Origin of the sequence: Embleya sp. NPDC059237, assembly GCF_042754105.1 — a bacterium.
Taxonomy (GTDB): domain Bacteria; phylum Actinomycetota; class Actinomycetes; order Streptomycetales; family Streptomycetaceae; genus Embleya.
On sequence record NZ_JBHZAE010000001.1, the window covers coordinates 1104180 to 1128217 of the forward strand.

At 68.7% G+C, this 24038-nt stretch carries 15 protein-coding genes; 11 read left to right on the forward strand and 4 right to left on the reverse strand.

Going from position 1 to position 24038, the window contains the following annotated elements; all coding sequences use genetic code 11:
- Positions 1 to 71: 71 nt before the first annotated feature.
- Positions 72 to 4916 carry an FG-GAP-like repeat-containing protein gene (locus ACFXKZ_RS04895; protein ID WP_379996429.1) on the reverse strand — a complete coding sequence of 1615 codons (4845 nt, stop codon included), beginning with the start codon at positions 4914 to 4916 and terminating at the stop codon, positions 72 to 74.
- A gap of 456 nt (positions 4917 to 5372) precedes the next feature.
- On the opposite strand from ACFXKZ_RS04895, the gene ACFXKZ_RS04900 reads away from it, so the two are divergent.
- The 8 genes from ACFXKZ_RS04900 (at position 5373) to ACFXKZ_RS04935 (ending at position 18029) form a co-directional block, all read left to right on the forward strand.
- Positions 5373 to 12494: an RHS repeat-associated core domain-containing protein gene (locus tag ACFXKZ_RS04900; RefSeq protein WP_379996431.1), complete on the forward strand. Its 7122-nt coding sequence runs from the start codon at positions 5373 to 5375 to the stop codon at positions 12492 to 12494.
- 95 nt (positions 12495 to 12589) lie between these two features.
- Positions 12590 to 13039 (forward strand): hypothetical protein, encoded by a 450-nt coding sequence (locus ACFXKZ_RS04905; RefSeq protein WP_379996433.1) that lies wholly within the window; start codon positions 12590 to 12592, stop codon positions 13037 to 13039.
- A 225-nt stretch (positions 13040 to 13264) separates the two neighbouring features.
- Positions 13265 to 13567: an urease subunit gamma gene (locus tag ACFXKZ_RS04910; protein ID WP_379996435.1), complete on the forward strand. Its 303-nt coding sequence runs from the start codon at positions 13265 to 13267 to the stop codon at positions 13565 to 13567.
- Between the two features lie 32 nt (positions 13568 to 13599).
- On the forward strand, positions 13600 to 13974 hold the full coding sequence (locus ACFXKZ_RS04915; RefSeq protein WP_379997306.1) for an urease subunit beta: 375 nt from the start codon (positions 13600 to 13602) through the stop codon (positions 13972 to 13974).
- Positions 13971 to 15692: an urease subunit alpha gene (locus ACFXKZ_RS04920; protein WP_379996437.1), complete on the forward strand. Its 1722-nt coding sequence runs from the start codon at positions 13971 to 13973 to the stop codon at positions 15690 to 15692. Before ACFXKZ_RS04915 ends, ACFXKZ_RS04920 begins: the two co-directional genes overlap by 4 nt.
- A 126-nt stretch (positions 15693 to 15818) precedes the next feature.
- A complete protein-coding gene (locus ACFXKZ_RS04925; protein WP_078974844.1) occupies positions 15819 to 16508 on the forward strand; it encodes an urease accessory protein UreF in 690 nt (229 codons plus the stop codon).
- Complete coding sequence (ureG, locus tag ACFXKZ_RS04930; protein ID WP_379996439.1) at positions 16498 to 17232, forward strand: urease accessory protein UreG; 735 nt, start codon at positions 16498 to 16500, stop codon at positions 17230 to 17232. The genes ACFXKZ_RS04925 and ureG overlap by 11 nt, the downstream gene beginning before the upstream one ends.
- A complete protein-coding gene (locus tag ACFXKZ_RS04935) occupies positions 17229 to 18029 on the forward strand; it encodes an urease accessory protein UreD (protein WP_379996441.1) in 801 nt (266 codons plus the stop codon). The genes ureG and ACFXKZ_RS04935 overlap by 4 nt, the downstream gene beginning before the upstream one ends.
- Here the strand turns inward: ACFXKZ_RS04935 and ACFXKZ_RS04940 are convergent.
- Together ACFXKZ_RS04940 and ACFXKZ_RS04945 are read right to left on the reverse strand one after the other, a co-directional pair.
- Entirely contained in the window at positions 17945 to 19474 is a 1530-nt protein-coding gene (locus ACFXKZ_RS04940) for a PQQ-binding-like beta-propeller repeat protein (RefSeq protein ID WP_379996443.1), read from the reverse strand. The genes ACFXKZ_RS04935 and ACFXKZ_RS04940 overlap by 85 nt on opposite strands.
- 353 nt (positions 19475 to 19827) lie before the next feature.
- Positions 19828 to 20994: an SRPBCC family protein gene (locus ACFXKZ_RS04945; protein WP_379996445.1), complete on the reverse strand. Its 1167-nt coding sequence runs from the start codon at positions 20992 to 20994 to the stop codon at positions 19828 to 19830.
- Between the two features lie 154 nt (positions 20995 to 21148).
- Here ACFXKZ_RS04945 and ACFXKZ_RS04950 point away from each other — a divergent pair, with 154 nt between their 5' ends.
- Entirely contained in the window at positions 21149 to 22135 is a 987-nt protein-coding gene (locus tag ACFXKZ_RS04950) for an alpha/beta hydrolase (protein WP_379996447.1), read from the forward strand.
- Positions 22136 to 22157: 22 nt separating this feature from the next.
- On the opposite strand, the gene ACFXKZ_RS04955 is transcribed toward ACFXKZ_RS04950, so the two are convergent.
- Entirely contained in the window at positions 22158 to 22559 is a 402-nt protein-coding gene (locus tag ACFXKZ_RS04955) for an ATP-binding protein (protein WP_379996449.1), read from the reverse strand.
- 259 nt (positions 22560 to 22818) lie between these two features.
- Here ACFXKZ_RS04955 and ACFXKZ_RS04960 point away from each other — a divergent pair, with 259 nt between their 5' ends.
- Both ACFXKZ_RS04960 and ACFXKZ_RS04965 read left to right on the forward strand, forming a co-directional pair.
- Positions 22819 to 23688, forward strand: a complete 870-nt coding sequence (locus ACFXKZ_RS04960) for a helix-turn-helix domain-containing protein (RefSeq protein ID WP_379996451.1) — start codon at positions 22819 to 22821, stop codon at positions 23686 to 23688.
- The gene (locus ACFXKZ_RS04965; RefSeq protein WP_379996453.1) at positions 23685 to 23954 is read left to right on the forward strand and encodes a DUF397 domain-containing protein; all 270 of its coding nucleotides are present in this window, start codon (positions 23685 to 23687) and stop codon (positions 23952 to 23954) included. Before ACFXKZ_RS04960 ends, ACFXKZ_RS04965 begins: the two co-directional genes overlap by 4 nt.
- Positions 23955 to 24038 lie beyond the last annotated feature (84 nt).

Consider the following 24038-nt stretch of genomic DNA (forward strand, 5'->3'; position numbering starts at 1 on the left):
TCTCCACGCCGACGGCCCCCGCCGGACCGCGTGGTGCGGTTCGGCGGGGGCCGCTCGTGGGGGTTCGACGACTACCAGGTGCCCGGCGCTGTCTGCCAGGCGGGGAACGATCCGTCGAAGCCGCCGTCGGGGCGGGCCTTGAAGACGTATGCGGTGGTGGCGCCGTTGCCGTAGTTGTACATGATCGAGATGTCGGCGCGGCCGTCGTTGTCGTGGTCGCCCGAGACGGGTTGGCCGGCGTAGCCGCTCGCCCACCAGTTCTCGGGGGTGTCCCAGGATTTCACGTCGTTGCCGAATCCGCCGCTGCCGTCGGTCTTGGCGGCGAAGGTGAACAGCGCCGCGCGGTCGTTGTCGTAGCGGTACATGGCTGCGACGTCGGCTTTGCCGTCGCCGTTGTAGTCGCCGGCGGTGAGTTTGACCCGGGTCCAGTCCCAGTTGTACGGCGTCGCGCGCCAGGACTGGAGAGGCGCGGTGAATACGCCGGTGGGGTCGGTGAGCAGGGTGTGGAGGGTGACGCTGGCGTCGGACCAGCCGTACATGGCGGCGATGTCGGCGCGTCCGTCGCCGTTGAAGTCGCCGGTGACGTACTTGGCGGAGTTCGCGTCCCAGGTGTTGGGGGCGGCGCGCCAGCCGGTCAGCGGGTCGTTGAAGGTGCCGTCGGGTTTGGCGATCCAGGTGTAGGTGCCGATGGAGTTGCCGCCCTGGTCGTAGATCATGGCGGTGTCGGCGCGTCCGTCGCCGTTGAAGTCGCCGGAGAGAAAACGGGCGTTGTTCGCGGTCCAGTTGCCGGCGGCGACGTACGCACTGTCCAGGCCCTCGGTGAAGGTGCCGTCCGCTTTGCTGAGGAAGGTGAACAGGCGGTTGCTGCCGTTGGGGTAGCCGTAGAGGGCGGCGACGTCCGTTTTGCCGTCCCCGTTGAAGTCGCCGGTGGTCCACTTGGAGTGTTGGTAGCTGAACCAGCCGTGGTGCGCCGTCCACGCGTTGCGAGGCGGTTCGTATCCGCCGGTGGGCCGGGCGAGCAGGGTGTACAGCGCGCTGGTCTCCTCGCCGTGATCGTAGACGGTCAGCATGTCGGCGCGCCCGTCCCCGTTGAAGTCGCCGGTGAGGTCGGTGCGCAGGTGAGCGGTGCGGTCGTCGGGGTGGTGTTCCGCGGTGATGCCGGTGACCGCGTTGAAGCGCACGTAGCCGCCCTGGAAGCTCTCCCGGATGTCGCCGTTGGCGACGGTGAACTCGTCGGACGTGGGATAGCCGAGCCAACCCTGTTCCCAGCTCAGCTGCGACCAGCGGGTCCGGATCCAGCCTTTGACGGACCAGGCTTCGTTGGTGGTCCCGTTCCAGTAGATGGATGCCGAGTCGGCGGCGTCGGAGAGCTTGCGGAAGTGGTTGTAGCGGCCGGTGTTGCCGGGTACGTCGCTTTCGTCGGTGGTGGGGAAGCCGAGTGCGGCGGGGCCGCCGAGCGCGAGGTACTTGGTGTAGATGTTGCCGTGGATGGACCAGGTGCCGTACTCGGGTGTCCAGTAGATGGCGCCGTAGCCGCCGTCGCCCTGGAAGGTGTTGAACCATGCCTCGCCGATGCCGACGAGGGTGTCGTCGGCGGTGGGGTAGCCGAGGATGCTCGTCTCCCAGCCCAGTTCCGCCCACTTGAGACGGATGCCGCCGCCGATCAGGGTGGCGCCGGTGGCGGGGTGCCAGTAGATCGACCAGTCCAGGCGGTTCGGCGTCTTGAAGTGCGCGTAGCGGCCGATCCCGTCCGGGGCGATGCTCATGTCGATGGCGGGATAGCCGGTGGCCACGCCGCCCGCCGCGCGGAACTTGGCCAGGACCGGGCCGCACAACTCGTGCCGCCCGGTCGCCGCCGACTCGAACGACTCGCACTCGCTCCACGGCGTGCTGCCGAGGGCGAGTTGCCGTGCCGGGCCGAAGGCGGAGCCGTTGGACAGGGCCCGGCCGGGGAATTCGACGATCCTGCCTTCACCGTCGCGTGACCAGAGGTCGGCGAAGCCGTCCTTCTCCAGATCGCCGTCGCTGGTCAGGTGCGGGTAGGCGGTCCCGGTGAAGCCGGTGCCGATGGCGCCGGCGCGCACGGCCGGGTCGCCGTAGACGGTGAGGTCGAGTGCGGTGGGGTTGCCGTCGCCGTCCGGCCCCGGGGCGGGCTTGGCGCGGCTGGTGTACTGGTGGATCCTGCCCGAGGCGGTGTCCCGGGACCAGATCTCCGGCAGCTTGTCGCCGTTGAGGTCGCCCGGGGACATCAGGGTCATGTTCTGCCAGTCGGCGTTGCCCAGGGCGATGGCGTCGCCGCGCGTGTCGATGAAGCCGGTCGGGCTGCCCAGGTAGAGCCAGAGCGCGGAGCCGGTCTTGACGAGCAGATCCGGGTAGTCGGCCTCGTCGATGACGCCGTTGCCGTCGTCGTCGTTGACGCTGCCGATCGAGACGATCTGGTCGGCGTCGGCCCAGTGGTCGTTGGTCTCGCGGTCGCGTACCCGCAGCTCTCGGCGTTGGCTGTCGGCACTCTCCAGGGAGCCGTCGCCGCGTCCCGGGTAGACGTAGAGGCGGTTGCGCAGGCCGTCCGGCGCCGGGCGCAGGGTGACCAGGTCCTCGTAGTAGTCCGCGGTCCAGGTGCCCCGGTGGGTGAGCGAGCGCACGTCGGCGAAGGAGCCGGCGACCGGCAGGGTCGCGCCGAAGGTGCCGTTGCCCTGGCCGGGTCGGGTGAGCAGCTTGCCCGAGCCCGGGTCGATGTTCATCAGGTCGGTGTGGCCGTCGCCGTTGAGGTCACCCGGGTTGTCCCGGTTCGGGGAACGCTTCGCGTAGTAGAGGTAGTTGCGCACGTCGGAGCGGTTTCCGGCGGCGTCCAGGCTGCGTACGTAGAGGTAGTTCGAGCCGGCGACGGTGGGGGTGAAGGAGATGGTCGCCGGGCCGCCGACGCTCGTCGCCGGGACGTCCCGGACCTTGGGATCGCTCTCGGTCCACCACTGGTAGCGGGTGACGTCGGCGACGCCGTTGGCGGTGAAGGTGAAGTCACCGGGGGTGCGTACCTGGGCGGCCTGGTCGGGATTGCCCGCGGGGAACTGCGGCGAGGAGACGCCGGGGAGTTCGGCGGGGCGGCTGCCGTCGACGGTGAACAGGCACTGGCCGGCCCATGGGCTGAACACGCGGCCGTCGAAGATGCGGACGTCCCAGCGGTAGGTGCCGTCGAGCGCGCTCGCCGGGATCTCGGCCCGGGCCACGGTGCCGCGTGAGATGTCGCGGTACACCTTGGTGGGACCGTCGGTCGAACCGTCCTTCCAGTAGTGGAATTCGGCGGTGAGGTTGTTGTCCTCGGCGTCGTCGGCGCGCGCGAAGAGCACAACCTGGTCGGTCCGGCCGATGATGCCGCCGGTGCACGGCGTCGAGGGGTCGGTGGCACGGTTGGCCGGCGTTTGCGGCGGGGTGTTGTACTCGGTGCTGATCCGGACCGAGTCGGGCTTGAACTTGCGCCAGGACACGTCGATCGTGTCGTTCTGGCTCTTCAGGCCGAGCGTCCAGCTGCCCCAGTGGCTGCGTGCCGCCTGGTCGATCGCGGACGTCACGTTGATCTCGATGGTGTCGTTGGCGCCCGGGCAGTTTCGCCCGCCGTAGGACTCGTCGATGCTGCCGACCCTGCGGTCCCAGCTCGGCTGGTTGTTCCAGGTGGTCGCCTTGGAGATGCTTCCGGTGTCCCAGACCTCGAGTTCACCGGACCGGCAGTTCCAGGCACCCGCGTAGGACTGTTGGAGGCGCAGGACGGAGTTGATGATCTGCTTGTCCCACAGCTCCGTCATGCCGACCTGGAAGAACGTTTTGGCGCAGACGACCGCGCCGCCCCGGTCGCCGTCTTTGGCGCAGCCGACCCGGCCGACCTTCTCCTGCATGGTGCCGCCGTTCCAGTAACTGGTGGTGGCGGAGCCGGCGATGGCGTTGTGTTTGTAGGCGAGTGCCCAGGCGAACTTCCAGTCGTCGCGCCAGACCGGGTCGACGACGACCGGGAACTTGGTGTCGGGCGCGGTCAACAGGGCCTGGTCGGTGCTCAGTTCGAGGGTCTGACCGGTGAGCTTGACGCCGAGGTCGGCGTGCTTGGCGCCGGGGTCGTAGCCGTCCGTGGGGTCGGTGGGCGCCGTCGTCGTGGGGCCCTCCGCGGTGAGTGCGCGTGCCGCCGGATCCTGGCCGGCCGTCGGGTTTGCGCCGGCCTCCCACATCTGCGGTTTGGGCGCGGTGAACACCGCTTGACCGGTCGGGTCGAGGGCGCGCAGCTCGCCGCTCTCGTCCCTGGTGATGTCGAGCCCGGTGGTCTTCAGGCCGAACTTCAGCGTGGCCAGGGCCGGATTCCGGCCGGCCTCGGGGGTCTTGATGATGACGTAATGGGCGAAGTCGTCGACGTTGGCGACGACTTTGAGGTCCACGCCGGGCAGGACCTCGGGGTAGGTCGCGGAGTCGCCCTCGACGATCGGCTTCGGGAGCGTGCCGGGCCAGGTGAGGGCGATCCTGCGGTCGTTCTTGGCGAGTTCGGCCAAGGGGCCGTTGCCGCCGGCGGAGAACGACATCCCGATCCTCGCCGCCCTGGGCGCGAGCCGGCCGTCCTTGCGAGCCGCGAGGGTGTCGTCGGCCTTGACGAGTGTGCCGTCGCGCCAGACCCGGACGGGACTCAACGCGCGCTCCGAGGTGAACGTGCCCGAGGGGTTGGCCCAGACCTCGTCCGTCTCGGTGCGCAGGGACACCACCTCGACGCGGCGGCCGGTCTTCTTGGCTTCGGCGGCTGCCGCGGCTTGGTCGTCGGCCTGCTTGGCCGGGGCCGATTTCGCGCCGGCGGGAGTTTCTTTGTCGACCCTTGTGGCCGGAGTGGTGGATGCGGCGCCGGCCGGCATGGCGGTGATCAAACCGGCGGACAATGCCGCCGTAATCACCCAGATCGCTGCCCTTTTCGGGCGAAAATACGGTGTGGACAGGGGTTTTATCAAGGGTTTCACGGCGCTTCCGGGGGAGAGAAGGAATGGGCGCTTCGAGAACCGGCGCCGAAGGAGCGGATGCGGCACCGCCGTGGCTCGAAAACGACTGGTCGGTCCGGTGCAAAGCACCGCACATGGCGTGAGTTTTAGCAGGTCACAGACGTGCTTGGCGAGCATCGTGCCTTACGGACATTTCGACCAAGTAGTTGGTATATGGATTATAAATCCTGATTCCCGATCTGTGGGAGTTCGTTTTCGAATGCCCAATTGCCCGTCGATAAATAAAAATCGATAAAGTCGCCGGAACGGTTCTGCGACTGCTAGCTTCACCGCCATCATTGGGTGGCGTGGATCTTGGGGGCCCCACGTCCGAATTCCTTGGGTGGGGTTGTGCGCAGACGTAGAGCCCGTGCGATGAGCACGGTGATCAAACGCCCGTGGCGATGGCCGGCACCGCTGATCGCGGCGGTGCTGGTCGGATCGAGCCTGACCGTGATGCCGGCCGCCGCGGAGCCGGCCGCGAAGCCTTCGTTGCCGGAATTGCAGCAGCTGACCCGGGTGCCGGGTGAGCGGGCGTCGACGAAGCGAAACGATCCGCCGCCGGCGGAGTCGCAGCTGAAGACCTGGCGGGGCGCGCCCGGTGTCGCCTGGCCCGCACCCGGCTCGGCCGAGGTGGAAGTCCCGCGTGCGCAGCGGTTGTCGGCGACCAGGTCGGCCGGCGCCCCCGCAGGTGCGCCGGCCGGATCGTTGCCGATCCGGGTGAGTTCGCCGACGGTGCCCGGAGCGGCGAACCGTTCGACGCAGACGGCCGTGGACGCTCCGCCGGTCAAGGTCAAGGTCGATCTGCTCGACCGCGCGACCGCGACGAAGGCCGGCGTGGGCAACGGGCTGGTACTGGGCGTCAAGCGCACCGACGTTGGCGCCGAGGCGGCCCCGGTATCCGTCGAACTCGACTACAGCGCGTTCAAGAACGCGTACGGCGGCGGCTGGGGTTCCCGGTTGCAGTTCGTCGCGATGCCCGAATGTGCGGTGACCACACCGCAGCTGCCCGGGTGTCAGACCCGCACTCCGGTCGAGATGCGCAACGACTCGGGCACGGGGAAGCTGACCGCGACCGTGCAGCCCGCGGCCGCCGGCGTGGCGGGTCTCCAGGCCCGCACGGCCGGTGCGCCGGCGCAGGGCATGCTGCTCGCGGCCACCCCCTCGGCGAGCGGGCCGAACGGGACCTACAAGGCGACGTCGCTGAGCGCGTCCGGGTCCTGGCAGGCCGGTGGCGCCGCGGGTGACTTCTCGTGGTCGTACCCGCTGGAACTTCCCGGCTCGCTCGGCGGACCCGCCCCTTCGCTCGCGCTCGGCTACTCCTCGGCAAGCATCGACGGCCGCACCTCGGCCTCGTTGCAGCAGAGTTCGTGGGTCGGCGACGGCTGGGACCTCGGCTCGAACTTCATCGAGCGCACCTGGGTCCCGTGCAGTCAGGACAAGAAGGACGGGTCCGGCTTCAACAACCCCAAGGACGACACCGGCGACCTGTGCCACGGCGCGCCGATGATGACGATGTCGCTCAACGGCGGATCGACGCCGCTGGTGCAGGACGACGTCACCAAGGTGTGGCGCCCGGCCAAGGACGACGGCTCGCGGATCGAGCTGATCACCGGCGCCCAGGACCTCAACGGCGACAAGGAAGGCGTGCACTGGCGGGTGACCAACCCGCAGGGCGTGCAGTTCTGGTTCGGCCTGAACAAGGTCCCCGGATGGCAGCCGGGCAAGCCCGTCACCAACTCGGCGTGGCTGGTCCCGATCTACAACAACCAGCCCGGAGAGCCCTGCTACCAGCCGGACTTCGCCGACTCGGCCTGCGACCGGGCCTGGCGCTGGAACCTCGACTACGTCGTGGATCCGCGCGGCAATGCCATGACGTATTGGTACAACAAGGAGGTCAACCACTACGGCGCGAACTTCAAGTTCGCCGGTGGTTCGACCAACCGGGCCTACGACCGCGGTGGTTGGCTCGACCACGTCTCGTACGGTCTGCGCAGCGACAACCTCTTCACCAACGCACCGGCACAGGTCGACTTCACGGTGGCCGAGCGCTGCCTGACCTCGCCCACGTTCGACTGCGCCGAGGACAAGCTGAAGCCCGAAGTCGACTGGAACATCGCCAAGATGTGGCCGGACACCCCGGGTGACCAGCTGTGCGCGGCGAACGAGGAATGCAAGGCGCGGTTCACCCCGACGTTCTTCACCCGCAAACGCTTGACCGAGATCAACACCAAGGTCTGGACGGGCGCCGCCTACCAGCCGGTCGACACCTGGGCGCTGACCCAGGACTTCCCGATGACGGGCGACGGCACCGACTATCCGCTGTGGCTCGCGTCGATCCAGCGCACCGGCAAGAACGGCACGCCGATCACGCTGCCGCCGGTCACCTTCCGCGGCAAGCAACTGCCCAACCGCGTGGACAAGGACGGCGACGCGCTGCCGCCGTATCTTCGCTACCGGATCGAGAACATCGACACCGAGACCGGCTCGATCGTCTCGGTGAAGTTCAAGGACACCGAGTGCTCGGCGGTCGACCCGGTCAAACTGCCGACGGCGGCGGAGTCGAACGCGCTGCGGTGTTATCCGGTGGTCCAGGAGATCCCGGACCCGACCGACCCGGACCGCAAGCGCAAGCTCTACGTCACGGACTACTTCCACAAGCACGTGGTGGAGCGGGTCCAGGAGCAGGACGCGATCGCCGGTACCCCGACCCGGGTGACCTCGTACGACTACCTCGGTGCGCCGGCGTGGGCATATGACGAGGAGAACGAGCTCACCGAGCCGAAGACGCGTACGTGGTCGCAGTGGCGCGGCTACGAGCGGGTGCGCACGCTGATCGGGCAGGCCCCGGACCGGCGTACGCAGACCGAGACGTTGTTCTTCCGCGGCCTGGACGGCGATCGGGCGTCACCGACGTCGGATGCCCGGCGGAGCGTGAAGGTCAAGGACTCCGAGAACGGCGAGATCGCCGACCACAAGCTGTACGCAGGCCAGACGCGCGAGGTGTTGGTCTACGACGGCGAAGGCGGCCCGCTCCAGGCGGCCACCACGTACACGCCGTGGTTGTCGGGGCCGACCGCGACGCGCGTGCGGCCGAACGAGACGCCGCCGTTGCAGGCGTTCGTACAGCAGACGACGAAGACCGCTTCGCGGGTGCTGCTGACGGACGGGCGGGGCTGGCGCCGTACGGCGACGGAAAGCACGTTCAACGCGCGGGGTTTCATCGAGACGACGTCGTCGCTGGGTGATATCGCGGATCCGAACGACGACTCGTGCACCCGGTACTGGTACGCGCCGGACGAGACCAAGTGGATGATCGACCGCCAGTCGCGGATCGAGTCGGTCGCGAAGGCGTGTGACGCGCAGAACGTACAGCGGCCTGAGGATGTCACCTCCGACGCGAAGATGTTCTACGACGGGGTCGGCAACCTGGAGCGCACGGAGTCCCTTTCGGACTACGTGGGCGGTCAGCCGGTGTATGTGCTGGACGGCACGGCCACGTTCGACGCGTACGGTCGGCCGAAGTCGGTCACCGATGTGTTGGGCGCGGTCAACTCGACCGAATACTTCCCGGCCGCCGGGCAGATCCCGACCAAGACCACGATCACGAACCCGCTGGGTCACCGGCAGTCGGTCGAGACCGACCCGGGACGCGGCGCGACGCTGGTCCAGGAGGACGCCAACAAGCGGCGCAGCGTGATGCGGTACGACGCGCTGGGTCGTCTGGTCAAGGCGTGGTCGCCGGACCGCAACCCCGATCAGAAGTCGGCGGACGCCGAGTTCTCATACACGGTGCGTCGTGACGGGCCGGTCGTCATCACCAACAAGAACCTGTTGGACGACGGCAGTTACCGCACCAGCTACGACATCTACGACGGCAGCCTGCGCATCCGGCAGACCCAGATGGAGGCGCTGGGCGGCGGTCGCATGGTGACCGACACCTTCTACAACAGCCTGGGTCAGATCTGGAAGTCGAACGGCGGCTACTACGCCGACGGTGCGCCCGAGGGGGCGATGTTCGCGCCGTTGGACACCAAGGTCCCGGCGTCGACGTTGACCGAGTACAACTCGACGGGTCAGCCGACGGTCCAGATCTCGCGCAAGTTCGGGGTCGAGACCTCGCGCACGACGACCACCTACGGTGGCGACTTCGTCATGGTGGACCCGCCGACGGGTGAGACGCCGACGAAGGCGATCCTGGACGCGGTCGGTCGCAAGACGGAGTTGCAGTTCTTCAAGGGCACGGACCCCAGCGGCGCGCACGACACGACGCGCTACAGCTACAACCGGCGCGGCCAACTGTCGTCGGTGGTGGACGAGGCCGGCAACACGTGGGGCTTCGAGTACGACCTGCGGGGTCGTCAGGTCAAGGTGACGGACCCGGACAAGGGCACGTCGACGATGACCTACGGCGCGGGTGACCGACTGGCGACGACGACGGACGCGCGTGGGAAGACGGTCGCGCCGGAGTACGACGTGCTCGGCCGGGTCAAGGCCACGCACGAGGGGTCGATCACCGGCCCGAAGCTGACCGAGTCGGTGTTCGACACGCTGCCGAACGCGCTGGGGCTGCCGGTTTCGTCGACGCGGTTCGTGAACGGCAACGCGTACAAGCAGGAGGTCACGGGCTACGACACGGAGTACCGCCCGAAGGGTACGAAGATCACCATCCCGCCCTCCGAGGGCAAGTTGGCGAAGACGTACACCTTCTCCAGCACCTACTCCGAGACCAACGGTCTGCCCGAGACCAGCACGTTCCCGGCGGTGGCGGGTCTGCCGATCGAGGACATCACGATGTCCTACAACCGGTACGAGCTGCCCACCGTGATGGGCATCAACGGGGACACGTTCGTCGACCGGGTGGACTACTCGCCGCTGGGCGATGTGCTGCGCACGCATGCGGGTCCGGCGCCGAAGCAGGTCTGGTCGACGTACGAGTACGACGAGCAGACGCGGCGGCCGACGCGCACGGTGAACGACCGGGAGACCTCGCCGTCGCGGATCAACGACGCGCGGACCGAGTACGACACGGTCGGCAACATCACCAGGATCACGGACGCGTTCGGGCCGAACCCGACGCCGTCGACGACGGACACCCAGTGCTTCGTGTACGACTACATGCGCCGGATGACGGACGCGTGGTCGGCCACGGACGACTGCGCCACGAAGCCGGGCCAGGTCGGTCCGAGCGGCGGCCGGCCGAGCGTGGGCGGCCCCGACGCGTACTGGTCGTCCTACAGCTTCGACGCCGCGGGCAACCGCAAGACGGAAACGAAGCACGACCCGGCGGGCGTGGCGGGCCAGGACGCGAACCGGGCCTACACGTACGGCACTCCGGGCACGGCGGGCGCGAACTACCTGAAGAAGGTCGACACCACGGGCCCGGGCGGAAGCCGGACCGAGTCGTATTCCTACGACGCGGCGGGGAACACCGCCACGCGGACCATCCAGGGCGATACGCAGAATCTGGAATGGGACGTCGAGGGTCACGTCTCGAAGGTCACCGAGGGTACGAAGGTCACGTCGTTCCTGTACGACGCGGGCGGCGAGCGGCTGATCAAGCGTGACCCGTCGGGCACCACGTTGTATCTCCCGGGAACCGAGGTCCAACTCGACCCGGCGGGCAACATCGTCAAGGGCACGCGCTACTACGCGCACCCGGCCGGGCCGACGCTGGTCAAGACGGTGGAGAACGGTCAGACCAAACGTTCGTACCTGATGGCCGACCAGAACGGCACCGCGAACACGGCGGTGGACGCGGACACCCAGGAGGTGACGCGTCGAAAGTTCACCCCATTCGGTGATGTTCGCGGGGTCAAGCCGTCGATCTGGCCCGGTAATCAGGGCTTCGTAGGCGGGACGAACGACGAGTCCACAGGGCTCGTCCATCTCGGCGCCCGTGAATACGACCCGGCGGTAGGCCGGTTCCTGTCCGTCGACCCGGTGGTCGACTACAACGAACCGAAGCAGATGAACGCGTACGTGTACGCGGCCAACTCCCCGGTGACGTTCAGCGACCCGTCGGGTCTGGCCATCGGCATGCCGGTGATGCCGATCAAGGACTTCTCGGACGCCGAGTTGGCCTGGGCGCACTGGGCCAAGGGCCGCAGCCTGATCGACGTCGCGATGGAAGCCGCGATGTCGGCCCTCAAGGACGCGTCCGGCTACAACGACATCCGCGACTGCATCGGCGGCGACGGCTGGGCCTGCGCGGGCATCGCGGCGGACGCGGCCTTCTCCTTCTTCGGCGGCGGCGGCGCGGCCAAGCGAATAGCCAAGGGCCTCAAGCGCGCCTACGACGCGATGAAGAAGTGGGCCGGCGTCGTGCAACGCGCCCTCGACATCATCGCGAGGGCCGAGCGCTACCAGCAGGCAATGGCCAAGTACGCCGAGGACCTGGCGGCATGGCAACGAGAACAGGAAGCAGCGGCAGCGGCAGCCCGAAAACTCGAGGAGGAGGCCGCCGCAGCCAAGAAGGCTCAAGAGGAAGCAGCAGCGGCTGCGGCCAAGAAGGCCGACGAAGCCGCCGCATCGGCTGCACGGCAAGGGAAAGAGTCAGCAACAAAGGCGAAGAGCGCCGACGGCGACGGGAAGTCTTCGAAGTCTACCGAGGGAAGAAAGGCCGAGAAGCCAAGCGGTAAGGGTGGCGGGTCCTGCTCGGCGCAGGGCGGTCGGAACAGCTTCGTGCCGGGAACCGGGGTTCTCATGGCCGATGGCACGTCAAAGCCGATCGAGGAAATCGAGCTTGGTGACCAAGTCGAGACTACGGATCCGGATACGCAGACGACAACGACCGAACCGGTAGTTGCCCTGATTTCCGGAGAGGGCGAAAAGAAGCTCATTGACATCAGCGTCGATGTCGATGGTGACGCCGGGGATGCGCAAGCCGTGGTGACTGCGACGGATGGACATCCCTTTTGGCTCCCGGAAGCCGAAGCCTGGAAAGATGCAGTCGATCTTCGTGTCGGTGAGTGGGTGCAGAGTACTCGTGGTGAACGGGTACGCGTCGTTGCCGTGCACATTCGCATGGTTGAACAGCGCGTGCACAATCTCACTGTCGCCAATGTGCATACGTACTTCGTGCTCGCTGGCGACCTACCTGTCCTGGTCCACAACTGCGGAAACCTTGACAAAGACGAGGGTGTCGCCGGAGCCCATCCAAAGTCTCATGTAGGCAAAAGCGATCAAGACCTGATTGATCGAGTGGCCAACGACTCCACCGCGAGCGCGGCTTCTTCGCTGCATGCCGAGACTGCACAAGAAACAATCAATCAGGTTATCGCCGCTAAGCGTCAGCAGATCAACAAATGGGCCACAACGGCCCGATCCGGTCATGAAAAGAACTTCACGGTCACGATGCCTACAGCGGTCGGGAGGGTGGCAGATGGCTCTGGCGTGCGTGATGCATCCACCGTGACTCTGGTTCTGAAAAAAATAGAAAAAGGCTACATGGGGCATTCGAAATCGTGGGTACTCAAAACGATAAAACTCTCGTAGTGCCGATGTCGCGGTAGAATACACAGAAGTGGGAAACGTCGGCCGATCGTCAGTCGGTCGACGTTTCCTTTCTCTCGCCTTGAAAGGATGCGACCTTGGTACCCCTCGAGCAACGCATCGCGCATCTGTTTTTGGATCTCCATGCCTATCAGGAGAAATTGGCGAATTTCACGTCCGAGCTTTATGAAACTCACTGTCTCGGGCGGTCCAGTGAGCTCGTTCATTCGATTGACCTGGTGCGTGATAATGGCAGTGTCGGAGTCTCTCTACGACATTCGTTTCGATTTCTTGAGAGTGATTATGATGAAGATTTGAGCGAACTGGAAATAGTCGTTGAACTGAGATTTCTGGAGGAAAATTGCCTGGTAAAATCAGTGATCCATGCCGCACTTCAATGTCCGATGGGTGAATTCTCCAAAGGGTTTCATCTGCTTGACTTCATGGCGGAGGAGGTGGAGAATCTGGAAAAAGCGATGGTAATTTTTAAGGATAAGGTTCGTGGTATTTGTGAAATGTCGGATCTCATGCCTCGGCTGGGACTTTAGGTGGCTCCAATGGGTTGGGGTGCTGTGTTGAACGGGTCGGCGGCGTCTGCATCGACGCCGGGTAGCCGTTGTCGGGATGAGGCGGAGAACAATTTTGCCGGCGCACCGGTATCCTGAGTTGAGGAATTGGATACCTTGCGTTAACAAGCCGCGCTTCGTGGGGTAACGCGAAGCGGGGAGTCTGTGAGGGCAACGATCGGTTCGAGGGCTTGGGACGGTTGCCACATGTTGTTGACGCCGCATGAGCGGGAGCGGTTGATGGTGTCGTATGCGGCTGAGCTTGCGCAGCGGCGGAGAGCCAGAGGGCTGCGGCTCAATCATCCCGAGGCTACTGCTGTGTTGGCTTCTTTTTTGTTCGAAGGGGCTCGGGATGGGCGGTCTGTGGCGGATCTTCAGGAGGCCGGGCGGCATGTGCTCGGGCGGGACGATGTGATGGACGGGGTCCCGGAGTTGGTGGCCGAGGTGCAGGTGGAGGCGACCTTTCCGGATGGGACGAAGTTGGTCACCGTGCATCGGCCGATTCCGTGAGTGGGGGTAGGGCCCGGCGGTCGTTGGCTGCTGTGGTGCCCGGGGAGGTTTTGCTGGGCTCGGGGGAGATTGTGCTCAATCCCGGGCGGGCTGTGGTGACGGTGATGGTGCTGAACACCGGGGATCGGCCCGTGCAGGTGGGGTCGCACCTGCATTTTCCGGCGGCCAATGATGCGTTGGAGTTCGATCGGGACGTGGCCTGGGGGCATCGGTTGCATGTGCCGGCCGGGACTGCGGTGCGGTTCGAGCCGGGTGTCGGGCGCGAGGTGGAGTTGGTGCCGCTCGCGGGGGCTCGGGTGGTGCCCGGGCTTCGGGTCGGGCGGGGCGGGGTTCTCGACGAGTTGCCCGGGGAAGCGGTGCCGGGTGCGGCTTCGGGAGTGGCTGTTCCGGAGGAGGGCTCTTCGTGACGACCGTCGATCGGCATCGGTACGCGCTTCTGTATGGGCCGACCACCGGGGATCGGATTCGGCTGGCCGATACCGAGCTTTTGGTGGAGGTGACCGAGGATCTGACGCGTCCGCTGGGGGCTGCCGGGGACGAGGTGATCTTCGGTGGAGGGAAGGTGATTCGGGAGTCGATGGGGCAGTCGCTTCGGACTCGGGCCGAGGGGGCTCCCGATACCGTGATCACCGGGGCGGTGATCCTGGATCACTGGGGCGTCGTCAAGGCCGACGTCGGGATCCGGAACGGCCGGGTGTGCGGGATCGGGAAGGCCGGCAACCCCGACACGATGGACGGGGTGCATCCCGACCTGGTGATCGGGCCGTCCACCGAGATCATCGCGGGCAACGGGCGCATCCTGACCGCCGGGGCCGTGGACTGCCACGTGCATCTGATCTCGCCGACGCAGTTTCCCGAGGCGTTGTCCGCCGGGGTGACCACCATGGTCGCCGGCGGGACCGGTCCTGCCGAGGGGTCCAAGGCGACCACCGTCACGCCCGGTGCGTGGCATCTGGCCCGGATGCTGGAGGCGTTGGACGGCGTACCGATCAACTTCGTGCTTCTCGGCAAGGGCAACACCGTGTCCGAGGAGGCCCTGTGGGAGCAGATCCGGTCCGGCGCGGGCGGGCTCAAGCTGCACGAGGACTGGGGCTCGACCCCGGCCGTGATCGACGCCGCGCTGCGCGTGGCGGACGCGGCCGGCATCCAGGTCGCGCTGCACAGCGACACGCTCAACGAGACCGGCTTCGTGGAGGGCACGCTGGCCGCGATCGGCGGGCGCACCATCCACGCCTACCACACCGAGGGCGCCGGGGGCGGACACGCGCCCGACATCATCACCGTGGCCGGACTGCCCAACATCCTGCCCTCGTCCACCAATCCGACCCAGCCGCACACCGTCAACACGGTCGAGGAGCACCTCGACATGCTGATGGTCTGCCACCACCTGAACCCGGCCGTCGCCGAGGACCTGGCGTTCGCCGAATCGCGGATCCGCCCCTCGACCATCGCCGCCGAGGACGTGCTGCACGACCTCGGCGCCATCTCCATGATCGGCTCGGACAGCCAGGCGATGGGCCGGGTCGGCGAGACCGTGCTGCGCACCTGGCAGACCGCGCACGTGAACAAGGTCCGGCGCGGTTCGCTGCCCGGCGACGGGGCCGCGGACAATCTGCGGGCCCGGCGGTATGTGGCCAAGTACACGATCTGCCCGGCGGTCGCCCACGGCCTCGACGACGAGGTCGGCTCGGTGGCCGTCGGCAAGCTCGCCGACCTGGTGTTGTGGGACCCGAGATTCTTCGGTGTGCGACCGCATCTGGTGGTCAAGGGCGGGGCGATCGCGTGGGCCGCGATGGGCGACGCGAACGCGTCGATCCCGACCCCGCAACCCGTGCTGCCCAGGCCGATGTTCGGTGCTACGGCGCGCACCGCGGCGGCCACTTCGGTGCACTTCGTGGCGCCGGCGGCCCTGGAGGACGGGCTCGCGGGGCGGCTGGACCTCGATCGTCGACTCGTGCCCACCGGCGACGTGCGGGGTCGGGGCAAGTCGGCCATGCCGCTCAATGACGCCATGCCGCGCATCGAGGTCGATCCCGAGACGTTCTCCGTCCGGGTCGACGGCGAGAAGGTGGTCGCCGCGCCGGCCGGAACCCTGCCGATGGCCCAACGTTATTTCCTTTTCTGATTGCACATGCTTGCTTCTTGACGGAGGGTCAGGGAAAGCTGACTCACCGTCAGGGGAGAGAACTGTGACTGCGGTGACCGGCCGGGACCGACATCGACACGTTACGACCAGTAAGAGGTGGTACTGATGGGTGCTGGACTGCTCCTGCTCGGGGACTCACGGTTGCCCGCCGGCGGCTACGCGCACTCCGGCGGTCTGGAGAACGCGGTCCTGCGCGGCGAGGTGCACGACCTCGACACGCTCACCGAGTTCCTGCTCGGCAAGCTCTATTCCACCGGCGCGGTACAGGCGGCCTTCGCCGCCGTCGCCGCGCTGACCGCCGGCCCCTACACGCTGCCCGAACACGGGCCCTGGGCCGAACTCGACGCCGAACTCGACGCCAGGACCGCGTCGGCGCCCGCCCGGGCCGCTTCGCGCGCGCAGGGCCGGTCGTTGCGCCGGGTGGTCAAGGCCGCCTGGCCCACCGAGCCGTGGACCGCGCTCGGGGTGTCCCCGCACCACGCGATCGTGCTCGGCGCCGCGGCCACCCGGGCCCGGTTGGACGCGCGCGAGGCGGCCGTGCTGGCTGCCACCAACGTGGTCAACGGGCCCGCCTCCGCCGCGGTGAAACTGCTCTCCCTCGACCCGATCTCGGTCACCGTGGTGCTCGCCGAGATGGCCGGGCACTGCGACCAGGTGGCGGAGGAGGCCGCCGACGCGGCCCGTACCGTCTCCGCCGACGGCGACTGGGACCGACTGCCTTGCTGGTCCGCGGTGGGCCTGGACGTCTGCCACGAACTGCACGTCCAGGAGGAGGTCGTCCACTTTGCATCTTGACCACACACCCGGCAACGGCGGGCCGTCGGCGCACCCGACACACCCGGCACACCCCGAGCCCGCGGCGCCCGGCACGCGCGCGTTGCGCATCGGCGTCGGCGGTCCCGTGGGATCCGGCAAGACGGCGCTGGTCGCCGCGCTGTGCCGAGTCCTCGCGGGGCGGTTCTCGCTCGCCGTCGTCACCAACGACATCTACACCACCGAGGACGCCGACTTCCTGCGCGCGGCCGGGGTGTTGGCGGCGGACCGGATCGCCGCGGTGCAGACCGGCTGTTGCCCGCACACCGCGGTACGCGACGACATCAGCGGCAACCTGGACGCGGTCGAGGACCTGGAGGCGGCGCATCCGGACCTGGACCTGGTGCTGATCGAATCCGGCGGGGACAACCTGACCATGACGTTCAGCCGGGGACTGGCCGACGTGCAGATGTTCGTCATCGACGTGTCCGGCGGCGACAAGGTCCCGCGCAAGGGCGGCCCCGGCGTGAGCCGTTCCGACCTCCTGGTGATCAACAAGACGGACATCGCCCCGCAGATCGGCGCCGACCTGGCGGTGATGGACCGGGACGCGGCCCGGATGCGCCCCGGCACCCCGGTGGCCTTCCTGTCCCTGCGCGAGACCCCGGACGCGGACGTGGTCGCCGCGTGGGTGCTCGACCAGATCGCCGCCTGGCGGGCGGGCACCCCCGTCCCCGCGGCGCGCCCGGCCACGGTCGGCGGGTGAGGGCGACCGCCCTGATCCGCGCGCAGGTTCGGCACGGCCGCTCGGTGGTGACCCGACTGCGCGGACAGGTGCCGTTGGCGCCGCGCGAGGTGTCCGTACCCGGGCCGATCCCCGAGGTGGTCCTCGTCGGCGGCGCGGCCGGCCCGATCGGCGGCGACGACCTGGCGGTGCGGGTCGAGGTGGGGCCGGGCGCCCGGCTGCGGATCCGGACCGCCGCCGCCGCGGTTGTGCTGATCGGCGACGGCACCCCGGCCCGGCAGCGGGTCGACCTGGTGATCGCCGCCGGCGCCGTCCTCGACTGGTCGCCCGAGCCGGTCGTGGTCGCCGCGCGGGCTACGTTCCACACCGTCGTGCACGCCGAACTCGCCGAGGACGCACGTCTGTTCGCCCAGGAGACGCTGATCCTGGGCCGGGCCGGCGAACCCTGCGGCGACGTGCTCTCGCGCTGGGACGCGGTGGTGGCCGGCCGGCCGGTGCTGCGGCAGCGGAGCGCATACGGCCCCGCCGCGCCGCCGGGGTGGCGGGGACCGGCCGGCACCGCCGGCGGGACCGTGGTGGGCACCCGGCTGACCCTGCCCGCCCCGGCCGAACCGGCGTCGAGCGCCCCCGGACGCGCGGTGTGCGCGTTGGCGGGCGGCGGCCGGCTGATCACGGTGACCGCGGCCGACGTGCCGGCCGCCCACACCGCGCTCGCCGCCGCGACCCGGACCGATCAGGTCTCCAGCGCGACCAGTTCGGACCCGGCCGTACCCAGGAGCAGCACCTTGCCGGCCCCCGCCGGGGCGGCGGTCAGGTAGGTCGGCAGCCCGTGTCGCCAGTGCCGCCCGCCGGTGACCGGGTCGAACGCGTACAGCGTGTCGGTGCCACCGGCATAGGCGGTCCCGTTCACCAGGGCCACCGGACTGGGCACCCGCGCGCCGGTGGGCTGCCGCCAGCGCTCCCGGCCGGTACGCGCGTCGAGCGCGTACAGCGCGCCGACGTCGGTGGTGTAGACGAGATTCTCGGTCACCACCGGGACGGTCATGTCCGGGGCGCCCTGGAAACGCCACCGCACCTCGCCGGTCGACCCGCTCAGCGCCACCAGCGTGAAGCCCGACACCACAAAGACCAGATCGCCCATCGCACGCGCCGGACGGGCGATCGGCGAGTCGAGCCGGGTCGACCACCTCGGCTCCCGGCGATCGTCGCGGATCGCGCCGACCGTACCGTCGCTGTGGGTCAGGTACAGGAAATCGCCGCCGGTCTCCGAGACGGCCGGCATCACCCCGCCGTGTGGGGTGCCCTCGCTCCACTGCCAACTCTGCGCGCCCTGCGTCATGTCGATGCCCACCACCCGGTCGTCCCGGGTGCCGACCACCAGGGACGAGCCGTACAACACCGGCGCGCCGAGGATCTGGTCGCCGGCGTGCTGCTGCCACAGCCGCTCGCCGGTGCTCGGATCGAGCGCGGTGACCTGTCCGGCCACGCAGGCCAGGAACATCGCGGTGCCGGAGACCACCGGCTGGGACCAGACCATCGACTCGGTCCGCGCCGTCCACAGCGCGACCCCGGTCTCGGTGCCGACGGCCATCACCACGTTGTCCGTCGTGGTGCAGTAGGCGACGTTGTCGAAAACCTGAAGGGTGGTCACCCGACCCTCCACCGAACGCCGCCACCGCATCCTGGGGCGCGAGCCACCGCCCCCGGCATAGCGCGCGAAGGCGACGCCGGCGGAGGTCACGGTGGCCGCGGTGAGCGCGAAGCCGCCCCCGACGAGCAGGCGCCGACGGGTCAACCCGCGCCCGGTCGGCGGCTCCTGCGCGCGAGCCTCCTGCGGTACGTCGGCGCTGTCGTCCACCCCGGCGGGCACCGTCAGCACGGCCGGCCTCGGGGTGAGCACCCGGTCCACGTCGACCGCCGTCGGGCGCCGCCCGGGATCGGGGTCGAGGCAGCGGCGCAGCAGCGGGCCGAGTTCGCCGGAGGACGCCCCGCCGCCGGCCAGGGTGATCAGGGTGCCGAAGGCGTACACGTCCTCCGACGGATCGCCGCCGTCGTCCGTGTCGGCGCGGCCCGCGAACCCGGTCACGCGCGGGCCGTACGGGGTGAGCAGGACCTGGTCCGCACCGAGCCGGCCGTGCACGAGGCCGATCGCGTGCACCCGGGCCAACGCATCGGCGATACCCGCCGCGACCTCGCGTAACGGCCCCTCGGCGAGCGGGCCGTCGTGGTCGAGCACTTCTTCGAGCGTGCGCACCCCGGGCATCGCCCACGCCCCTTCGGGACCCGTCGACGTGCTTGCTGGAGAGCAGAGTAGGACCTGCGGCACGGCACGGGTAGAGCGGGGAAAAACGATCCGGAAACGGTTCGTGCGCCCGCGCCGCGCACACCCGCCGCGCGGGCTCGGACCGGCGCGGGATTCGGGCGAAGAGGCGGTATTCGGGCAAAAGAAAAGGAGGCGCCCGGCCAAAGGCGCCTCCTTCGCGAACCGCACAGCGTTTCGCGAGCGAGACGATCATAACCCGACGGCGCCCGGAGTCCCGCCCGTTGCCCCGTCCGCTCCGTCCGCCGCCGCGTCCGGTGCTCTGCCGGCCGCCCCGCCCGTCCCGTCCCGAGCCGTCAGTCCCCGGCCGTGGCGAGCGTGTCGTCCCACACCCGGTGCCAGTGCGCCACCGCCGACTCGCCCATGCCCACGACCATCGTCGGCAGCCCCCCGTCGAACCCGCGCTGGCAGGACTCGGCCCCCGGGAAGTCCTCGGTGACCAGCACCCGCTTGTTGGTCTCGTGGTTGGCCCTGGCGGTGGCGATGCTCTGCTCGCCGAGCGGCTCCCAGGTGCCCTCGGTCATGTGCACGACCGACCGGTTCGGCCGATCGCCCGGGTAGATCCGCAACATCGTGGTGCTCAGCGGGCTCTCGATCAGCACGGTCGAGGGCAGCACGGTCTGCACGTTGACCATCGGCAACCGCGCGGGCCACGACTCCTCGGGTACCTCGGCCAGCTGCTCGAAGCCGACGATCGGCACCGCGAAGCGGGTGTGCGGTCCCCACGTGTCGACGATGCCGTGGTTGAGCACGATGCCGTCGATGGTCGCGGTGTGCAGGAACGGTACGTGGTAGGCCTCGACGTTGACGTCGACGGTGAGCTTCCAGTTGCAGTCGAGTTCGAACCGCTCGCTCACCACCGCCCGGGTCCGGTCGTAGGGGAAACCGGCGTAGGCGTCGGCCAGTTCGTCCAGCGCGCCGGTCACCTCGACCTCCGGCCGCAGGCCGACCACGACCAGGCCCGCGGACAGCGCGACCGGGAGCCGGCGCAGCCCGAACCGCTTCGGGTCGATGCCGGGGAACTGCGGACGCGATGGCAGGCCGGTGAGTTCGCCACCGTTGCCGAACGTCCACCCGTGGTAGCCGCAGCGGAACCGCTGCGCGCTGCCGCACCCGGTCCCGGACAGCCCCTCCGTTTCGGGCGTGTCCCGGCTGACCCGCATCCCCCGGTGGGTGCACGCGTCCAGGAACGCGTGCAGCTCGCCGTCCCGGTCGCGGGTGACCAGGACCGGCACGCCGTCCACGTCGCGCGCGATGAAGTCGCCCGGTTCGGCGACCTCGCCCGCCCACCCGATCACCTGCGGCGTGCGTCGGAACAACACCTCACGCTCGCGGGCGTGTCGGACCGGATCGGTGAAGGCCGAGCCGTCCAGGACGACGGGGGCCGCGCCCAGGTCGAGCGTGCGGTGGGTGATGTGCTCGATGATGCGCCGCCCGGTGGCGACCACGTCCTGGTGCTTCAAGGGTGACTCCGTTGTCCCGTAGGGGTGAATATCCGCGACGGGTGGGCGTCCGTGCTCCGACCTCGTCTCTGTTACACCGTTACATTGTTGGTCGGGGGTGATACCCCGTCAATGTCCGGCGAGGCGATGTGGTGTCATCGGGGGGCAATCGCACGTGGAGGTCAGCACCATGCCCGGCCGGGTCGAGAACGTTGGCTATGACATCGCGGGTACGACCCTGTCGGGTCTGCTCGCCCGACCCGAGGCCGGCGTCCGCCCGCGCGGGTTGCTCCTGGCGATCCACGGCGGCGGCTCCCGCGCCGCCTATTGGCATCGCGACGGCGCCCCCGACGGCTCGCTCCTGCTGCTCGGCGCGGCGCTCGGCTGGACCGTGCTGGCGATCGACCGCCCCGGGTACGGCGCGTCGGCGGGCCTGGATCGGGCCCGTCAGGGACTCGACGCGCAGGCGGATGCCCTGTTCGCCCTCGTCGAGGAGCTGACGACGGGGGCGCTCGACACGGCGCCGAATCCAGGAGAGGTCCCAGGCGGCGACTCCGCCACGCCCGCCGACGACCCCGCCGCGCCCGCGCGCCTGCCCGTGTTCGTCGTCGCGCACTCGATGGGCGCGGTCCTGGCGCTGCGCATGGGCGCCGACAAGCGTGGCCACGATCTGCTCGGCCTGGCCGTCGCGGGCGTGCCGCTGCGGTACACCCCGGCCCGGCTCGCCGAGTTCGCCGCCGTCCCCACAGAGGGCGACTTCGTCCCTTCGACCGGAGGCGCCGCCCCGGACGCCTTCTTCGGGCCGCCGGGATCCTACGATCCCGCGCTGTTGACCCGGGCGGGTCGGGTGGTGGCGCCGGTGCCGATGGCCGAGTTCGTGGATGTGCGGGAGAGCCCGAACACGCTGCCGGACGTGCTCGCGAGGGTGACGCCGGCGGTGCACTGGACCGTCGCCGAGTTCGAGCGGTCCCACCCGTCGGGACCCGAAGTACCGGCTCTGGCACGGGAGTCGCTGCGCCGGGCGCGCACGGTGGAGACGTACACCCAGCGCGGCGTGGGACACAACATCAGCCTCCACCACGCCGCGCGCGCCTATCACCTGCGGGTGTTGACCTTCGCCGAGGAGTGCCTGCTCGCGGTCGCCGGATCGACCGCCCGCTGAGCGGGTCCGGGCCGGTGCGCGGCTATGGCGCGTCGGGCAGGGTGAACCACACCACCTTCCCCGGCGGGAGCCGGTCGGCGCCCCACGCGTGCGCCAGGCCGTCGATCATCCGCAGTCCCCGGCCCGACTCCTCGTCCCAGGCGCCGACCCGGGCGATCGGCATGCGCGGCGACGAGTCGCGCACCTCCACCCGCAGCAGGTCGCCGTCGTGCAGCAGGGTGAGCGCGTGCCAGGCGCCGGGACCGACGTGCACGAGCACGTTGGTCAGCAGTTCGGTCAGCAACACCTCTGCCACGTCGACCAATTCGGCCAGGCCCCAGTCGTGCAGGACCTTGCCGGTGGTCCGGCGGGCACGGCCCACCGCCGGTGCCGAGGCGGCCAGCTGAACGCAATAGTGACGGACGTCCTCCGCCATCACCGGCATGTCGACCTCCGGACGTGCGGCAGGGGGTCGCACGATCCGGAACACGCACCCAGAGCGACCCGTGGACAACATTAAGTCATGACCGGCATGGAGCGTGCCCGGCCGACAACGAGTGTGCAACTCCCACTCTTGGATGCACGGGAAGATTCCGGTAGTAACCACACTTCCACGCCCAGTAGGGCACACTGTCCCCCGATCGGACGCGCCGACGTTCCGCTTCGGTGCGTCAACAGCGTGTACATGGAGGTGCGGCGTGGCCATGGCGCCCAATCCGACCGTTCGGCAGCGCAGACTCGGGACCGAGCTGCGCCGGTTGCGCGAAGCGCGCGGCCTGAGCCTCGAAGACGTCGCCGTACGTCTGGAGTGCTCGGATTCCAAGGTCAGTCGGATCGAGTTGGGGCGCAGCGGGGTACGACCGGTGGACCTGCGAATCCTCCTCGACCTGTACGAGGTCGCGGACGAGCGGGAGCGGGATTCGTTGCTCACCCTGGCCCGCGAGGCCAAGAAGCGCGGCTGGTGGCACAGCTATTCGTCGATCCTGCCCAGCTCCTACGCCGAGTTGCTCAGCCTGGAGGCCGAGTCTTCGGGTATGCGTGGCTTTGAACTCTCGCTCATTCCGGGCCTGTTGCAGACGCCCGACTACGTGCGGGCGGTGATCGCGGCGGTCCGCGACGACATGCCGGCCGAGGAGGTGGACATGCTGGTGCGGGTGCGTCAGGAGCGGCAGGCGGTGCTCGACCGGGTCGGCGCGCAGGGCGAGGCGACGTTTCGGCTCAGCGTGGTGATCTCCGAGTCGGTGCTGCGCACGGTGGTGGGCGGGCGGGAGACGATGCGGGCCCAACTGGAGCATCTGATGGCCGCCGCGGCCCGGCCGCACGTGCGGTTGCAGATCCTTCCGTTCGCCGCCGGCGCACACCCCGCGATCGAGGGTTCATTCGCGATCATCGGATTCCCCGAACTTTCCGATCTGGATGTGGTCGTCCTCGACACGCATACGAGTAGCCTCTATCTCGAGGAGCCCGAACACGTCAGTGTCTATGAGCGGATGTTTGAGGACATCCGCGCGACCGCACTGTCGTACGGTGAATCCTTGTCCATGATCGAGCTCACAGCAAAGGAATTGTCTTGAGCAACACAAAGCAGGGATCGCATTTCCCGTCCGTTTCCCAAGAGGCTGCGATCGATTCCCACTCCGGTGGGAAAGTCGCAGGTCACGAGGTTGCGACCGGCCACGCCTGGCGGCGCAGCACCTACAGCGGGGCCACCAGCAATTGCGTCGAGACGGCCCCCGACACCGACGCCGTCCTGGTGCGTGACTCGAAAGTTGCCGCCGGTCCGGTCCTCGAACTGGAATCCGGTGCGTGGCAAACGTTTATCGGTCGTATCGGCGCCTGAGTCGGATCCGATCCGATACCGAACGGTTGATTTGTTCGGGGCGCTCACTCCCACGAGTGGGAATTAATCCCACGAACGAGTGAA